Annotated in this window: 14 protein-coding genes and 3 tRNA genes; 7 read left to right on the plus strand and 10 right to left on the minus strand. The window is 29.2% G+C overall.

Annotated features, from left to right (window positions below; all coding sequences use genetic code 4):
• The first annotated feature begins 395 nt into the window (after positions 1-395).
• A complete protein-coding gene (locus KQ878_RS01165; protein WP_216505294.1) occupies positions 396-1,319 on the plus strand; it encodes a Cof-type HAD-IIB family hydrolase in 924 nt (307 codons plus the stop codon).
• Positions 1,319-2,008 carry a ribonuclease HIII gene (gene rnhC, locus KQ878_RS01170; protein ID WP_216505295.1) on the plus strand — a complete coding sequence of 230 codons (690 nt, stop codon included), beginning with the start codon at positions 1,319-1,321 and terminating at the stop codon, positions 2,006-2,008. The genes KQ878_RS01165 and rnhC overlap by 1 nt, the downstream gene beginning before the upstream one ends.
• An 88-nt stretch (positions 2,009-2,096) precedes the next feature.
• On the opposite strand, the gene KQ878_RS01175 is transcribed toward rnhC, so the two are convergent.
• Positions 2,097-3,527 (minus strand): hexose phosphate transporter, encoded by a 1,431-nt coding sequence (locus tag KQ878_RS01175; RefSeq protein ID WP_216505296.1) that lies wholly within the window; start codon positions 3,525-3,527, stop codon positions 2,097-2,099.
• Positions 3,528-3,777: 250 nt separating this feature from the next.
• Positions 3,778-6,693, minus strand: coding sequence for a lysylphosphatidylglycerol synthase transmembrane domain-containing protein (locus KQ878_RS01180; RefSeq protein ID WP_216567776.1), 2,916 nt, complete (start codon positions 6,691-6,693; stop codon positions 3,778-3,780).
• A 91-nt stretch (positions 6,694-6,784) separates the two neighbouring features.
• Here KQ878_RS01180 and fmt point away from each other — a divergent pair, with 91 nt between their 5' ends.
• Positions 6,785-7,624, plus strand: coding sequence for a methionyl-tRNA formyltransferase (gene fmt / locus KQ878_RS01185; protein ID WP_216567777.1), 840 nt, complete (start codon positions 6,785-6,787; stop codon positions 7,622-7,624).
• A 19-nt stretch (positions 7,625-7,643) separates the two neighbouring features.
• On the opposite strand, the gene KQ878_RS01190 is transcribed toward fmt, so the two are convergent.
• From KQ878_RS01190 to KQ878_RS01210, 5 genes are all read right to left on the minus strand, one after another.
• Positions 7,644-7,719: transfer RNA gene (locus KQ878_RS01190), tRNA-Thr, on the minus strand.
• A gap of 77 nt (positions 7,720-7,796) precedes the next feature.
• Positions 7,797-8,087 (minus strand): hypothetical protein, encoded by a 291-nt coding sequence (locus KQ878_RS01195; protein ID WP_216505299.1) that lies wholly within the window; start codon positions 8,085-8,087, stop codon positions 7,797-7,799.
• The gene (locus KQ878_RS01200) at positions 8,080-9,786 is read right to left on the minus strand and encodes an ATP-binding protein (protein WP_216505300.1); all 1,707 of its coding nucleotides are present in this window, start codon (positions 9,784-9,786) and stop codon (positions 8,080-8,082) included. The genes KQ878_RS01195 and KQ878_RS01200 overlap by 8 nt, the downstream gene beginning before the upstream one ends.
• On the minus strand, positions 9,786-10,481 hold the full coding sequence (locus tag KQ878_RS01205) for a PHP domain-containing protein (protein ID WP_216505301.1): 696 nt from the start codon (positions 10,479-10,481) through the stop codon (positions 9,786-9,788). Before KQ878_RS01205 ends, KQ878_RS01200 begins: the two co-directional genes overlap by 1 nt.
• Positions 10,482-10,576: 95 nt before the next feature.
• Positions 10,577-11,218 (minus strand): hypothetical protein, encoded by a 642-nt coding sequence (locus KQ878_RS01210; RefSeq protein ID WP_216505302.1) that lies wholly within the window; start codon positions 11,216-11,218, stop codon positions 10,577-10,579.
• A gap of 76 nt (positions 11,219-11,294) precedes the next feature.
• Between KQ878_RS01210 and KQ878_RS01215 the strand changes: the two genes are divergently transcribed.
• Positions 11,295-11,369 (plus strand) — tRNA-Trp (locus KQ878_RS01215).
• A 36-nt stretch (positions 11,370-11,405) separates the two neighbouring features.
• Here the strand turns inward: KQ878_RS01215 and KQ878_RS01220 are convergent.
• Positions 11,406-12,305 (minus strand): DegV family protein, encoded by a 900-nt coding sequence (locus KQ878_RS01220; RefSeq protein WP_216505303.1) that lies wholly within the window; start codon positions 12,303-12,305, stop codon positions 11,406-11,408.
• A gap of 116 nt (positions 12,306-12,421) precedes the next feature.
• Here KQ878_RS01220 and tapR point away from each other — a divergent pair, with 116 nt between their 5' ends.
• The 3 genes from tapR (at position 12,422) to KQ878_RS01235 (ending at position 14,407) form a co-directional block, all read left to right on the plus strand.
• The gene (gene tapR, locus KQ878_RS01225; RefSeq protein ID WP_216567778.1) at positions 12,422-13,072 is read left to right on the plus strand and encodes a TyrS-associated PheT N-terminal domain-related protein TapR; all 651 of its coding nucleotides are present in this window, start codon (positions 12,422-12,424) and stop codon (positions 13,070-13,072) included.
• Positions 13,073-13,086: 14 nt separating this feature from the next.
• Entirely contained in the window at positions 13,087-14,322 is a 1,236-nt protein-coding gene (gene tyrS / locus KQ878_RS01230) for a tyrosine--tRNA ligase (RefSeq protein WP_216567779.1), read from the plus strand.
• A gap of 11 nt (positions 14,323-14,333) precedes the next feature.
• Positions 14,334-14,407 (plus strand) — tRNA-Thr (locus KQ878_RS01235).
• 33 nt (positions 14,408-14,440) lie between these two features.
• On the opposite strand, the gene KQ878_RS01240 is transcribed toward KQ878_RS01235, so the two are convergent.
• Together KQ878_RS01240 and KQ878_RS01245 are read right to left on the minus strand one after the other, a co-directional pair.
• On the minus strand, positions 14,441-15,322 hold the full coding sequence (locus tag KQ878_RS01240; RefSeq protein ID WP_216567780.1) for an ion transporter: 882 nt from the start codon (positions 15,320-15,322) through the stop codon (positions 14,441-14,443).
• A gap of 87 nt (positions 15,323-15,409) precedes the next feature.
• Positions 15,410-16,600, minus strand: coding sequence for an acetate/propionate family kinase (locus KQ878_RS01245; protein WP_216567781.1), 1,191 nt, complete (start codon positions 16,598-16,600; stop codon positions 15,410-15,412).

Below are 16,600 nucleotides of genomic sequence, written 5' to 3' on the forward strand. Positions count from 1 at the left end.
TATTTTATATTAATATAAATATTAATTGGCAACGATAACATTTTGAATATAGTTGTTATTGTGTACCGATTAAATTATATACTTTATATTACTTAATACTCTACATATGGTACTTATATGTAAATTATGATATAAAACAATTTAATAAATTTTTCGCTAATATTTTTACCAAAAAACACATTTCTAAGCTATTTTTGTCAAATTGTATCGTAATGTTTCCATATGGTTACATTACCACATTATGGAAATACAGTTCCACTATTGTTTATATTATAAGTAAAACACATATCAGACTGTTTTTCAATAGCAACGGTAAAATCAACTTATATTTGGACATTTTGAAATACTGGTAATTGGTTTATAATTGTTAATATATTAAATTCTTAAGGAGAATTATGCAAGAAAAAGAAAAATATTTGTTTGCAATTGATTTAGATGGTACACTTCTTTCATCTAGTTCAGAAGGAACTATTCATGAAGTTGCAATGAAAGCAATCGAAAGAGCAAAAAACGAGGGACATATAGTTTGTTTGGTAACCGGTAGACCATGAAGATCGACTCGTCCTATTTACAACATGTTAGGACTGGATACTGTAGTTACAAACTACAATGGTGCTCAAATTCATAACCCCAGTGACGAAAACTTCATTCCTTTAATTAAATATTTAAACTTGAACGAAATGCTTTACATTTTAGGTGATCCAAAAGTTAAACAAGAAATTAGCAATGTTGCTATTGAAGGACCTGGATGAGTTCAGTTACAAAGAAGAGATGAAGCACTTGAGAGAGTCTTTGGTTTTAAAGAAAACCCTAAATTTAAGGTGGGATTAGATTTTAATAAAATTCCATTGAGACCTACAGGAATTATATTTGATGTTAAAGAAACTACAGATCCAGATGATTTAAGAGATTATCTAAGAGCAAAATATGGAGATTTAGGTGAATTTTCATATTGGTCGAAAGGAGAAGGTTTAACACCTGTTTTCGATATCACTAATGTGTCAGTAAACAAAGGACGTGCTATTTCATTATTAAGTCGTTATTACGATATTCCACTAGAAAATATCGTAGCATTTGGTGACGGTCACAACGACATTTCAATGTTTAAGGTAGCTAAAACTGCTGTGGTTATGAAAAACGCTCCAGAACCAGTTAAAAAGCACGCAACTGTTAGAATTAATAAGAAAAATACTGAAGGGGCCGTAGGTTTCTACATCAATAAATTCCTTGATAACCCAGAAGAAGAAAAAGCAAAAAGTTTAAGAGTTCGTTCTAAAATGAAGAAGAATTCATATGTTAATACAGAAGCAGATGATTAATGAATTTTATAGAATTTAACTCATCGTTGAATGTTGTCGATAAAAGAGTTATCGGAGTTGACGAAGTAGGAGTTGGAGATTATTTTGGTCCACTAGTGTCAGCGGCGGTTTTAATACCGCAAGAAAATAAAGAAAAACTCATTAAATTGGGTGTTATTGATTCCAAAAAGATTAGCGACACCAAAATAAAGGTGTTAGCTCCCCAAATAAGAAAATTATGTGTTTATGGCGTTTATGTTTTGTCGCCTAAAGGTTTTAACAATATGAGCAAAATGCATAACGGAAATGAATTAAAAATGTTTACTCATTTAAGCTCCATTGATAAGGTTCTAGTTAAAAATAACGAATATGATTTTATTTTTATTGACAAATATTCAACAACTAATTGTATCCAAAAATACTATGACAAATTTATGAATAGTAACTTTTTTGTCAAATTTACGACAATCAAAAAGGATATTATATTAGCAAATAAAGCTGAAGATATTTCACTAGAAGTTGCCTGTGCTTCAATATTGGCAAGAGAGACCTTTTTGTATAAAATGGAAGAAATGAATCAAAAATATGGTATCCAATTTCCTTTTGGGGCTTCACAAAAAGTTAAAGAATTTGCGAAAGAACTATTTGAGAAACGTAGCGATATAGTTATTACTGATATCTGTAAAACAACATTTAAAATGGAAATATAATTTTCTAAAATACTCGTTTTGAGTATTTTAGAAAATTGACTAATGATTAAAAATAATAAAAATTCAAGGGTTTAACCTTGAATTTTTATTATTTTTTAGATCAACTTGGGAATGTCTTAGCATCGGGTGAAGGTTCTTTTATCAATAGAGCACCGATTACTGCTATTAATGACATTAGGACTATTAGACAAGTTCCAATTAATGCGTATGTAAAGTTATTGCCTGAATTTGTTGCGCCACCCACAAGAGGTACACATGATATTATGATTAAACATAATGTAAAGAACATATATCCAAATCCTCATATTAAACTAAACATTCAGCCAACTGTTTTTGGATTTGTATCTTTATATTCATGAGGTAGATTCAGGATTACACCTTGGATGCCTCATAAGCAAAGACCGGCCAAGAATCCAAACACATAAAAGAAAATGAAACTTGTAATACGAACAGCACTACCGTTAGGCTGCTTAGCGATACCAAAAATAAATATTATTGTTGATAGTACATAGAATAGTATTCCACCGCCGATGATAGTTGCGACAAATCATCTACGTTTTAAGTTATATCTAGATCATAAACCAACAGATATTGGTCCTATAAATACCGCCGCTAAAAACAAAATGTATCAGATCCGAATTTCTTTAGTGAATAATGATCTTTTAACTCCTGCTAAATCAGCAAAGAAATTAATTGATAAACTGGTTGGGAAAACTACCGCAGCCAATCATCCGCCAAAAAGCATTACTCATACATAAGTTTGTTTTTGTTTCAAATAACCTAAAAGAATTTTTCCGGCATTTTCTTCTTTGGTTTTAGATTGTTGTGTTTTATTTGTGACATCAAATTTTGAACCCATGAAAATAAATATTAGTAAAGGAATTATATTAAGTGCGGCTAGTACTGTAAATATAACCTGTCAATTATTTTGGATTGTGTCCAATTTTGAAATAAAAACAAATGGAACAATAGATATTATTGTACCTAACGGGTAAAACCAAATACCAAATTGAGAAGCTATTGATTTTTGTTTCTTTGTAAAGAAATTTGCAACTATAGGTTGAGTAAGAATTATCATCATAGTTCCACCAATAGCCATTAGTGTTCTTAATAATAAATATAAAACATAACCATATGGTGCAGCCGGCATGAATTGAGCCAGTATACCAAATAGTGTAAGTATTAAGGCAATGATTGTTGTCTTTTTATGCGCGAAACGCACCAATAATAGAGCAACCATCACAGAACCAATTCCACGACCAAATGTTATTGCTCAGTTAGTAGCGCTATTGTTTAATGCAAACGAAGTATCGCTGACAATCTTGAAATGCCCCAGGACACCGGCATGTGTTACACCATCTTTAATTCCGCTGCCGTTTAAACCAATTGAAAAACCTCAATTGATAACGAATAGTAGATATGCAAACGAAATTACAGCTCAAAGAAAAATACCGTAAAGTGTTTTATTTTTCCTCGGAGAACTGGTTGGAGTAGTTGTGTTATTTTGTGAATTATTCATTCAATTCTCCTTTCAATTTATTACATCTAATTAATTTTAAATGCATTTTTATTATAAAGGAAAAAAGAACTAAATAGGTATGGAATTAGAAACAAAAAGACTTATTTTTCTATATTTTTAGTAAAACGGAACATTTGATATTATTTTTAACTACCATTTCACTTTAATCATTATTCTTGAAAATTTTATAAGCAACCATATTAAAAGTTTTGTAATATTTTTGATAAAAAAAGCAACTCATTAAGCGCTTTTATCAATTCACAAAAACAAAACTTAATATTATTAATGTTAAAACTATAGTTAATAAAGAAAAACTTATTTTATAAAATTTTGTTTTTGTTTCGCTGATTTGGTTTAAATTTTCGTTATTAATTAATTTTAAGTTTTTGTTCCTTGCATTATGGATATCAACTCTTCTTTCACCAATAAAAACTAGCAATAAAATGATTGCAGATAGAAGTGTTGGAATAATTACTTCCCCAATACCCTTAATAGATGTAAGCAGTGATGAACGAGCAGCTATATCTAAGTGACTTGAAGGTTTTATTATAAATTCATAAATAGTTTTGCTAATTATATCATTTGTGCCAGTACCACCAGGTGTTGGAGAAATTGAGTTAATGTTTCTAATTAATACACTTCCAACCATCATATTAAAATATGAACCACCTATAATTGGTGATTGTAACATATCGGTTGACAAAGCAAATCAAGCTAATGGAACATAGGCTCAAGGCAATATTTTTCAGATTAATAATTCAATAAATTTATACCATTTTTTAATAACAGTTTTTAATCCGTGCCGTACTTTATAAAATTCGTATTGAAGTTTAGCGCGTTTATTATCTGCATCGTAAATCGAAACAAAGGGTAACCATTCAAGGAAATTAATTAATTTATTTAAAATTCAATTTTGTATTTTTTTATTTAAAGCCAGTAGTAAAAAACCAATTGCTAGAACTGAGTCTATTGTTATTCCCAATATTAAGGAAATAAGCATAATTAAGGATGTTTTATCTGTTTTTACATTAGAAAAGAAATTACCATAAAAATAAATTCCAATTGGTAAAAACACAACGATTAAAAATATATTACTCATTTGCCAAATAAACGTATTTATAACAATTGAAGAAATAAGTTGTGGGCGCGGAACGTTTCTTCTTCTTAAAAATCAATATGTGGCAATATCACCACCGATAGATTTTGGAGTTACATTTTGGGAAACTAAAGAGATAAGTGAACCAGTCAATAGATCTGTGAATTTAACATTTATGTTCTGCCACTTCAAAAGTTTTTTGAAAATCATCGCGTTTGTGAAAGAATAAATCAAAAAACCACCTATTATCGCAATAAATGAAGCTCTGGAGTATACAGACGTATTTATTTGCGTTCACATACCATTAAATATTTCTTTAATATTGGCTGAACCTACCGAATTTGAACTCTTAAAGTTATAAACTGAGTGAAATAAGAACGCGAATATCCCGAATAAAATCAAAACAAAAAACACATATTTTAATACCGAAAAAGCATTTAATTTAGTAGTAGAAGATGTTTCTTTAAGCTCTAAAATACTATCTAACATATTATTTTCGCGAATTATCACACCCAACTTGCCATCTTCGTCAGTTTTACGAATTTTAACATCTGTAAAAATAGTCATTTTTTCATCTAATGAATTGTAGGTTATAACTGAATTATCTCCTTGTTCAAAACAAAGTTTTAAATAAATATTTGATTCAATAGCATGATCTTTAATTAATTTATAATTAACTAATTTTTGTTCGCCAACGTGTGTTGTATTTTTCAGTCTGTTTATGAAACTGCCAATACTTTTTTTAGGCATTTCATATGATTTGGTTTGCGTGTGCGAATAACCGTATTCACTGTAAATTTTATTCAAAATGTCAAAAAGCGTTAAACCTTTTTCTTTGTAAACAGATATCATTCTCATTAATTCTGCTGAAAATAAATAAGCATCAAATATGTAATTAGAAGAATTAAGCATATATTCAAAATTATTTGTGTGAGCAATTAGTAAGTTATTATTGTCTTTTAATTGCTTATATAGTGATGAATGATTGTGAAAAACTAATGTTTTTATGTTATATTTTTTAGCAACAACATCTAATAATGATGAAGAGTTAAAACTTCGTGCAACGAACGCATTAATTAAATTAGATTTATCAAAATCGGGATCATCATTCACTAAAAAATGAAGGTAAATAGCAGAAATTTGGTCAGGTTTTAGGTATTTATAAAGATGTTTGTGTTTTATTGATACACAAGCACCGCTTCCAGACCTATTGATCGCAAAATTCGCATCGTTTTTTCTGAACCAATACTTCATATTAAGACTATTCAACTGATTAAGATTTGATTTATATCAGTTTTTATTTGTTTTATTATCTCTGTATTTAACCTTAATATCCAGTTTATTATGTAAATTTTTAATGTATGAATATTGTTCGTGAGATGAAATATCAAAAGCAAATAAATTATTATTGATCTTTGAAAAGCCTTTTTTTCTTTTTATGAATTCCAGTGAATTATTAATGCATTCATCCATTGCTTCAATATAATTAACATTAATCTCATTTTCAGGTATTGAAATCATTAAATAGTTAACTTCGTTTAATTTCATTGAGATTTTAGTTATATCAGTTGCGTTGAAATTTTCTCCATCTCCTCAATAAAACGCAATTTGAATACTGTTTTTTACATTTTTGTATTTACCAATGTATACACGAACTGGTATTTTATATTTTTCTGTAATCGTTTTGTGCGTGATGCTAGGTACTTTTTCAGCATCTTTTATCGTATTGATTAAGTATCCTTTTTTATCTAGTACTCTACTCATAATACTTGTATAAAGTTTGCCGTGAAATGATTGGTCATTACCGAAAAATATTTGTTTAGAATCTAATTTTTGATCATCGAGCATGTTCCCTAACGATTCAGCAATAGCGGTAACGGTATATTCGTTAATAAGATTGGTTCCTACACCGATTTCAGCAATAACTTTATTACCAGTAAAAAACATGCTTCTGCTAAAAGCATAATTAATTTCCGCCTCTTTGTTTATTAAACCAAAAGACAGTATTTTTTTTGCAAACAATTTATCTTTCGATTCTTTTGCTCGTCATTTTTCAAAAACAGGATTCATATTCCTCCACTTAAATTAATTATATATAAAAAAATAATCCTTTCGTCCATAAAATCGTCGCGGAAATAGATTCCAATATTATAATGTTTATATGAAAAAAATATTATTAGCTGGTACTCCTGAGTTCGCAGTACCGATTTTTGAAGAGTTGATTAAAAATTTTGATGTTGTTGCCATTGTCTCTCAGCCAGACAGACCTTCTGTGAGAGGAAGAAAAATAATACCAACACCCACTAAAGAATTAGCTTTAAAATATAATATTAGATGCTTTCAACCTGAAAAGATTGTCGATATTTACGATGAGTTAAAATCATTAAATTATGATTATTTGATTACTGCTGCTTTTGGACAGTTTATACCATCTAAAATATTAGATTTGGCTAATAAACTTAATCTGAATATTCACGGTTCATTACTGCCAAAATATAGGGGAGCTGCTCCTATACAATATGCAGTTTTAAATGGAGATTCAGAAACTGGGATTAGTGTAATAGAGATGGTTAAACAAATGGATGCGGGAGATGTTTTTGTTCAAAAATTGATAAAAATAGACGAAAATGATACGTCAAAAGATGTTTTTGAAAAATTAAAAAAAATAGCTGCTGAAAATATTGTGTCTTGAATTAATGATATTGATAGTGGTAAATATAATAGAACTGCTCAAGATGAAAACTACGTTACTTTTAGTCCAAAATTGGAAAAAGAAGCTGGGGAAATAAAAAAAGACATGACTTGTAATCAAGCGTTGCGAATTATTAAAGCTTTTAATCCCAATCCATCAGCTTATTGCTTTATGGATAACAAGAGAGTAAAGGTGCATTTTGCCCAAAAAGAACAACTCAAAAATGCACCAACATTTGATTTATCCGATGGAAAACTTTATCTATCAGATTATAGTTTTGAAGGAAAAAAACGTGTAATTTTAAAATAAAAAACCCATTACGGGTATATGGTGCCGACTACAGGACTTGAACCTGCGACCCCATCCTTACCATGGATGTGCTCTACCGGCTGAGCTAAGACGGCGCAAAAGTATTATAATATAAATTTATATAAAATAAAATCATTTAAAAATTCCGCGGGACGGAATTTTTTATTATTTTTTATAGAGTTTTAAATCTTTCGACAAATTTTTTAAATAATTCAACAATTAATGAAACAGATGTATTGTCTTTCGATGCTTCAAACGTTTCGTCAGTAATTACCAATTCAACATTTTTATTATCTGATGAATGGTTTGCTACAAATTCAACAAGAAATTTATCAATTGCTTCTTTGTTTCATGTGTCTTTAGGATTATTTAAATAAATTTCTCATTTATTCTTACTCTTTGTGTCTTTTATTATTAATATAGACCCCTTGACTTCGTCTGTTTTAAAATCAATATTAATCATTCTTTTCTCCCTTTTTAAGTTTGTAATTTAATATTTTGCTTCGTTTATTTAGAGCCTCAAATCCACCTTCTAAATAATATGATTCAGCTGTTTCTTTTTTATTGATTATCTTGTTTTCAACTATTTTTTGGTCTAACTCTTTTTCCAAATCTATTGTAATCGAGTCACTTTCCAACAATGTACCAATATTAGCGTTATGTGTAACTATAAATAATTGCTTATTTGTGTTTTTAAATTCTTTTAGCAATTGTATTACTTTTGTGACCACTGTGTAATTATCAAGGTCGTCTTCAATTTGGTCAAGTAATAAATATTCGCCATTGTCTCCTGAATCAATATTTTCAATGGTGTGCATAATACCAAAAAGCGATTTTTCGCCATTTGACATCTGTTCATAGTTTTTATCACCGACACTCAGTTTAATATGTTCTTTTAACAACGTATTTACGACTTCTTCTTTCTTGCGTTGCGACATTAATGTATATTCATTTGAAGATGTTATTAAATCAATAATATTTTTTCTTCTATTAGCATTTAACCCAATAGTTTCTTTAATAATATCTTGGATGTTACCTTCATCTAAATCGAACGGTTCAACTTTCAAAAAAATTGCATCCTCATTTGGAATTTTCCATTTAAAATTTCAATTAACTGAATACGTATTTTTATTTTCATTATCAATAACGTTTTTATAAGCTTTATTGCAATTAAACAACTTTTCTGCAGATTTAGCAAAATAGTCGCACAGTTCATTATATTGACTCAAATTATTTTCGTTTTTATTTAATCTTTCTTTCGCTGCCTTCAAAGCATATTCATAACTTGACACAAAACTTTCTAGAGTATTTTTTAATATTTTATTTTTAACATTTAATTTTTTGGTTGCTACTTGAAAATCATTCAGTGATTTGGTTAAAATAACTAATTTTGAATTGAATTCGTCATGCTCTTTTTTGTAATAATCTTTATAATGATCCAAACTATCAATATTTTTTATTATGTCTAAATTTAATGAACCAATTAAATTAATTTGTCTTTTTATTTCATTTTCATTAGTCGTTAAATTATTGCTAAGACTCTCTAAATGCATTTTTTCTGCATTTCAATCAAACGTATTTGTCTGCAAGGTTGATAGTGAAGAATTGGTGTTTTTGGTTTTTTCTAATATAAATGGTATGTGATAATTTATGGTTTTTTTGCTTAAATCATTGTATTCACAAAAAGTTTTAGCCAAATCATCATAAGGTTGAAGAAATTCTGTATTTATCGGATCTTTAAGTATTTCTGATACATATATAGGTAGATTCTCTTTCACAAGTTTTTTAAATTTTGAAGAATAATCAATAGAAGATTTTCGCGAATCATTTTGTGTTATATAACAGCTAAATTTTTCTTGTAATTCATTTAAACCATCGGTATATTTATTTTGAGGCTTATTGAGATTTAGAAAATTGTTTGAATAGTATTCACCGGTTTCATCAATAACCTTTTCAATCGCCAGACAATATTTATTTTCGACAAAATCTTCTTTTTTGTTTCCTCTTTTAAATATGTTTGTTTTTGCTATTGATTCAGCAATAAGACGTAAAAACGTGCTCTTTCCTGAGCCTTTTTCTCCTAAGATAACATTTATTTTTCCAAAATTTACTTCTTTTGTTTCTCCGGTTACTGTATTTTTAAAAACTATTTTCTTAATCATTAATACTCCTTTATTTCTACTAATTTTTTATTTAAGGCTTCTTTGATAGTGTCAAAAGAAACATTGCCATTAACAGTTACATATGTTTGATATTTGGTATTATCATATGGATATTTTTTTCAATCATGAACATCGCTAAACATTACAACTGGAACATCAGTGAGAAATTTTGAAACTTTTTTTAGATTCGAGGAGTTAAAAGTTGTTGAATCTAAACCATCAACTTGACAATTTATCAAATCTTCTAATACTAAAAAATCTTTTCCCTTTCCGATGTGCGGAAATATCATAAATTTAAATCCTTTAAGAAGATTACACAAACTTTTGTAACTGTGGTTTTTTCTGTTCATGTGTGAAAAGTTAGAGTTTATAATTTTTTCGATTTTTTCTAAATTTTCATTAGGGTCAAAAACAATTACAGCTTGAGCAATTTTATTGCCCTTGTATGAAATTAGGTTAATTTCACACCCAGGCAATAACAATATATTTGCCTTCATTTCTTTTATTAATCCAAGTCTTCTTTTATAACTTTCTAAAAATAATTTGTCGTGATCTGAAAAGCAAGCGGCCGATACGTAATTACTAATTAATTTTTCAATCATTATTTGTTCATCAAAAATTGATACATTACTGCCTGAAATATTCGAGTCAGGAGAATGCATGTGTAAATCAATAATAATCTTTTTTTGTTGCATTATTCTCCTTTTTTATTATTATAAAGAATTATTTGTATTTGTTCAATTTAAATAAAATCAACATTTTTCAGTAAAAACGCAATAAAAAGATTGAATTATCACGATAAATTCAATCTTTCCAAGTATTTTTTTCTTATCTCAAGCAAAGGCAAATATGCTGCCAATCCAATTAATAAATTAAATAGCGGTTCACTAATTAAATTCACCGTGTGAGCAACCATTCATTCTAGCGGTGGCAAAATCCCTTTAATTTCGCCAATGAATTTATTATGAAAATATTGTGACCCAAGAACAAAAGCAGTATTTAAAAATGTCGCAGCTAAAATTAGTACTAAGAATTTTCACATTTTTGGTTTATTTTTCATATTTATAAGTATGTAAATTAAATACACAATTAAACTCATCATCACTCTAGGAACAACTGATAAATCAAAATTTTGGTATTTAATTACACCTAAAATAAATGCTGCAATAAAAGAAGAGAAACCAAAACCTAATCCAGAGATTAATGAACCATTGAAACCTAAGTGGACTGTAGCAATCACAACAATCAAAGGTAAATAGGTTAATTGAGTTGGTCCGAAAGGAATATAACCTAAAAATACAGATACGCCAGCAATAAGAAAAAATGCTAGGTAAACTGCTAAACAAACAATATGGTAAATTAGACCTGATCTTGTGTGTATTTTGGCATTTGATTTAGTTGGTTCTAAATTTGATTTAGATGTCTTAAGCATGCAAAAATTATAACTGAAAACAAAAAATGAGTTAAACTCTAAAAATGTTTGGTATAATAATTTAGCAATTTGAGCTAGGAGTGTAGTTCAATGGTAGAACAACGGGCTTCAACCCCGTGTGTTATGGGTTCGAGTCCTGTCACTCCTGCCATTTTTTTATACTTTTTTTGAATTAAAAAAATGACAGCTATGCCACCTTTTTAATAATTTCAAATTTTTCTTTAATTATTTTAATAATTTCTGGTTCTAAAACAAAAGCTAGAACAGCTAATGCTTCGGGACCTGTATGGATTGATACAACCGGACCAATCAAATCAACCACAGGTTTAACACCTAGGGTTTTTGTGATATTGTCGACAAAGTCAGTTAATTCTGGTTCTTTAGCCATAGAATGTAAGGCCATAGTGAATAATTCTTTATCTGTTTCAATAGGCAATAACACTTGTTTTCTTTCCACTGCTTTTAAGCAAGTTTTGAAAAAACTTCTTCCTACAGCTTCTTTTTTTAGAAAACCTTCTTCTCAACAAATCATTGGTACAATTTTGAATAATCTCGCAACCGAAGCGGCAGTGGGGTGTAAACGACCACCTTTAACAAGATATTGGTTGTATTTTGGTATTAATGTGATTGATTTTGTGTATCAACCGTTTTCCATCATATCTACATACTCATCGAATTTTGATGAATCCTTACACATTTGATATTCAAATCAAGCCAAATCCATTGTTATCATTTGCAAAACCTGAATTGATTGTACAACTCTAACATTTTCAAAATCGCGACTCAAAGCCGTTAAAGAATTGCAGGTTCCTGATAAGTTTTTTGAAATTGGGTACACTAAAACTTTGTCAAACTCTTTTGACAATTTAGTCAATAATTCCTCAGCGACCCCTAAATTTATTGCTGACGTTTTTGCTTCTTCTTTTGTACTATAAAACTCGAATAAGTTTGAACCATTGATGTCAATACCATCTCTGTATTCTTTACCGTTAATTGATATGTGTAATGGTAAATAATATCATCCTAATTTATCGGTTTGGTTTTTAGTTAAAGCAGAAGAAGAATCTACTACAATTGCATATTTCATAAGTTTATTATAATGCAAAAGCAATAAAAAAAATATTAATACTAAAATGTTTGTTCTATTTGTGAAATTAATATTTATTATTAAATTAAAAATTTAAAAGTATAATAAAAATTACTATGGCAATAATATTTAATTACAACAAAGAATTTAAAAATACAACCGAGGTAGTTTTTGACTCTACGGTTCTTGCTTCAGTTACAAAGACATTTGAAAAAGAAGGATTGTTTTATTCGGTTTTAGTAGAGAATAACCAGTCTTTGAAAGTTAGATCTGTATTTTGCAAAGAAAATTCAAGAAGTAATTTAAACATAATTTTTGGATTTGCTAGTGAAAGTTATTGTAGCTCATTAATCAATGAAATTAGTCAACTTACTGACGAAAAACTTAATTTTAACGATAATTCCAATGTTTTAGTAGGGCAAATAATCAAACGTGAACAACACCCAAAAAGTGAAAAATTATTTGTTCTTACTGTCAATTTTGGAGGTTTTAAGAAAACTATTATTACCAATACTCTTTATACTACCGAAGGCAAATATTTGGCGTGATATATGACCGGTTCAATAACGCCACAAGGACAAGAAATTAAAATTGGGGAAGTAATGGGAGTTACCAGCGAAGGAATGTTATGTAGTGCTTCTTCACTTGGCCTAGATAAATATAAAGATTCATTTGAGAATGACGTTTTAAGTTTTGCTACATCACACAAAAATGAGTATCTGGGTAAAAAAATACAGGATATATATCCTGAATTAATCTTTAAATAATTAATGGAGAAAATATGACTATTATAGAAGAATTAAAAGCACGGGGGATATTAAAACAAATTAGCAATGAAGATAAATTTAATAATTTAGACCCGAAAAAAGTTAGTGTGTATGGAGGTTTTGACCCTTCAGCAAAAAGTTTACACCTTGGCAATTACATAATTATGTCAACATTAAAAAGATTTAAGAATGCCGGTTTTAATGTTATCGCTTTAATCGGAGGGGCAACCGGAATGATTGGCGATCCTTCGTTCAAAGATTCTGAAAGAGTTTTACTAGACAATGAACAAGTTGTTATTAATAAAACAAAAATTAAATCGCAACTAGAGTCAGTTGGTTTAGAAGTTTTTGATAACTATTCAATATACAAGGATATGAATATTCTTACATTTCTAAGGGATGCTGGAAAGTTAATCAATGTGGCATATATGTTGGCCAAAGATTCTGTGTCATCACGTATTGAAAGAGGTTTATCGTTTACTGAATTTGCTTATCAAATGTTGCAAGGTTATGACTTTTTACATTTATATAAATCGAAAAATGTTCGAGTTCAAATAGGGGGTAGCGATCAATGAGGCAACATAACTACCGGTTTAGATATGATAACTAAAGATTTAGGCGAAAAAAGCGAAGCTGTTGCAATTACAATTGATTTATTAACTGATGAAAATGGTAAAAAAATTGGTAAGAGTACAGGTGGAGGATCACTTTGATTAGATAAAGAAATGTCTTCACCTTTCAACATGTATCAATACCTATACAACCAAAGTGACGCAATAGTTGAAAAATTATTAAACTGATTAACATTCATTTCTCTTGACGAAATTAAAAAAATAATGAACGAACATAACCAAAACACTGCTAAACGTGTTGCGCAGGAAAAATTAGCATTTTCAGTAGTTGAAGATATATTTGGTCGCAAGGAAGCTGTAAATGCTGTTAATATTACAAAATTTTTGTTTGATAAAAACTTTGATTTATTCCAATTATCTCCCGAGGATTTAAAAAATATGGAACCCTCTTTGCCAATTTGCGAAATATCTGTTGGAGAGAATGTTATTGACTGTTTAATTAACAAGGGATTCATTTCATCTAAGAGAGAAGCAAGGGAATTTATTCAAGCAACTGCACTGAAATTGGATGGTGAAAAAGTTGAAGAAAACAGTTTATTTAGTCCAAAATTTTATGATTCAAAATATGCTATTTTTAAAAAAGGTAAAAAACAAACAATTCTTTTAAAAACAATATAGAATTGTTTTATGCCGATTTCGCTTAGTGGTAAAGCAGCTGACTCGTAATCAGTAGCCACGAGTTCGATTCTCGTAATCGGCACCATATGAAAAAACCAACGCAGTTGTTGGTTTTTTGTTATTCATTGCTGTTTTCTTTCTTTCTTTCGGAAATTTGTGATTTTAATTCTGATATGAAACCACCAGCAATCACACCACTTGGTATCGCAAAAATTGCGATACCAATAATTGAAAGAACAATTACCATAACGCGCCCAATTTCTGTTGCTGGTGTTAAGTCGCCATATCCAATAGTGGTCATTGTAACTGTTGTAAAATATATTGCTTTTATAAATTGATTACCGTCAGGGACTGTTTGCCCTTCTTTTTGCATAAAAATTTTAGTAGTTGTGTTATATTCTTCACTATAAAAAATCAATGAAAATATAATAATTACAAATAACATAAATATGAATGTATAAATTAATACATATTTTTCTTTTTTAAAAACTCTAAAAAGTGCTGCAAAAGGACTAAATAATGAGAGTAACATGAAGACTCTTATAATTCTTACAAAGACAAAATAACGTAAAAAATACAATTTTGTACCTTTTCCGGAAAAGGTAATAATCAGTTCATTAACAGATGGTATTAAAATTAATATAAGTAAAATTCCCATAAAGGTAAAAGGATATTTTAATAAATTCAATCATGGTCTTTTGCCTTCAAATGAGATTATTCCCCACATAATAAAATCTATGAAAGCTATGACAATAACTAATATATGATTTATTCCTAATAAAGCTTTAATTCAATTGTTTTCGCTAATTGAGCTGTATCTAATTGTCAGTGTTAATATTGAAGCTAGATAGACAACAAAAATTATGGACATATAAACGTTTCTCAGTAATTTGGTAATTCAGTGAAATTTGTTATCTATGTTCGATAAATCTTTTGAGGAAGTAGCAATTACTTTTATAATGTTAAATCATGTTTTATTGGTTTTGTTTGTTTCGGTCATAATTGTATTATATATAAAGAAAACAAACTCCCAAATTATAAAAAACACATTTTAGTAATAAAAAAACGTGCATTAAACACATTTTTATTATTTATTTTTTTTCATTAAGTTTTTTACGTATCTTGCTATAACTACTTCTTCATCTGTTCTAACTTTATAAATAGGAAATTCTGAACCAGGGGTTGAAATTTCAAGGAAATCTTCGTATTTTTGAATGTTTTTAGGTGCAGAAAGTTTAACGTTGTAAGCATTAATTCCTTTAACGACCATATCTCTAATTATTGCGTCATTTTCACCAATACCAGCAGTAAAGACCAAGGCATCAATTCTTTTACCAACTTTGTTTAAGTAGTTAGCTATATAGTCTACAACTCTCGCAACAAACATGTCAATTGCCAATTTAGCAGAAGGTTCTTTGTCGTAAACTTTGTGTAAATCGCGAATATCATTTGAAATACCCGAGATTCCTAATAAACCAGATTTTTTAACCATCATATCCTGAACTTCTTGAACGTCTTGACCTTCAACTCTTACTAAGTAGTCGGTAATACCAGGGTCGATTCCTCCGGCACGAGTACCCATCATTAAACCATCATATGAACTGAAACCAACTGAAATATCATAAGATAGAGAATCTCTAACTGCACATACTGAGCTCCCTGAACCAAGGTGAGCGATTACGATATTAACTTTCTTTTTATTTAGGACTTTTTGCATTTTGTTTGTTATGTAGTCATGACTTAAACCGTGATATCCAAATTTGTAAATGTGGAATTTTTTTGCTCATTGTGCGTTTATTGCGAATGTTCTATTTACTACAGGTATAGATGCGTGGAAAGCAGTATCTTGACAAATTACTTTTTTAACATTTGGTAATGCAATATTGAATGCTTCAACAGCCGCTAGTGTAGCAGGAGCATGCAGCGGAATAAATTTTGCTGCTTCTTCTATTCCTTCTTTAACTTTATCATCGTAAATAACTGGTGATAAATAATCATGTCCGGCGTAAGGAGTTCTAAATCCCACAGCTTCAATTTCATCAAAATCGCGTACAACGCTATGAATTTCTCACAATTTTAATAATTCTTTTACTGCGACTGTGTGATTAGGCATATCCGCATTATGTTCTCAGGTTTTTCCGCCCATTTTAATGATGATGTTTCCATCTAAATTAATTCTTTCGCAAATACCTTTTGCAAGTAATTCCATTTTTGTATATGAGTATAGTGCTCATTTTAGACTTGAGCTACCCGCGTTAACTGTTAATATTTTTTTCAT

This window comes from Mycoplasma zalophidermidis (genome assembly GCF_018913985.1).
Classification (GTDB): Bacteria; Bacillota_I; Bacilli_A; order Mycoplasmatales; family Metamycoplasmataceae; genus Mycoplasmopsis; species Mycoplasmopsis zalophidermidis.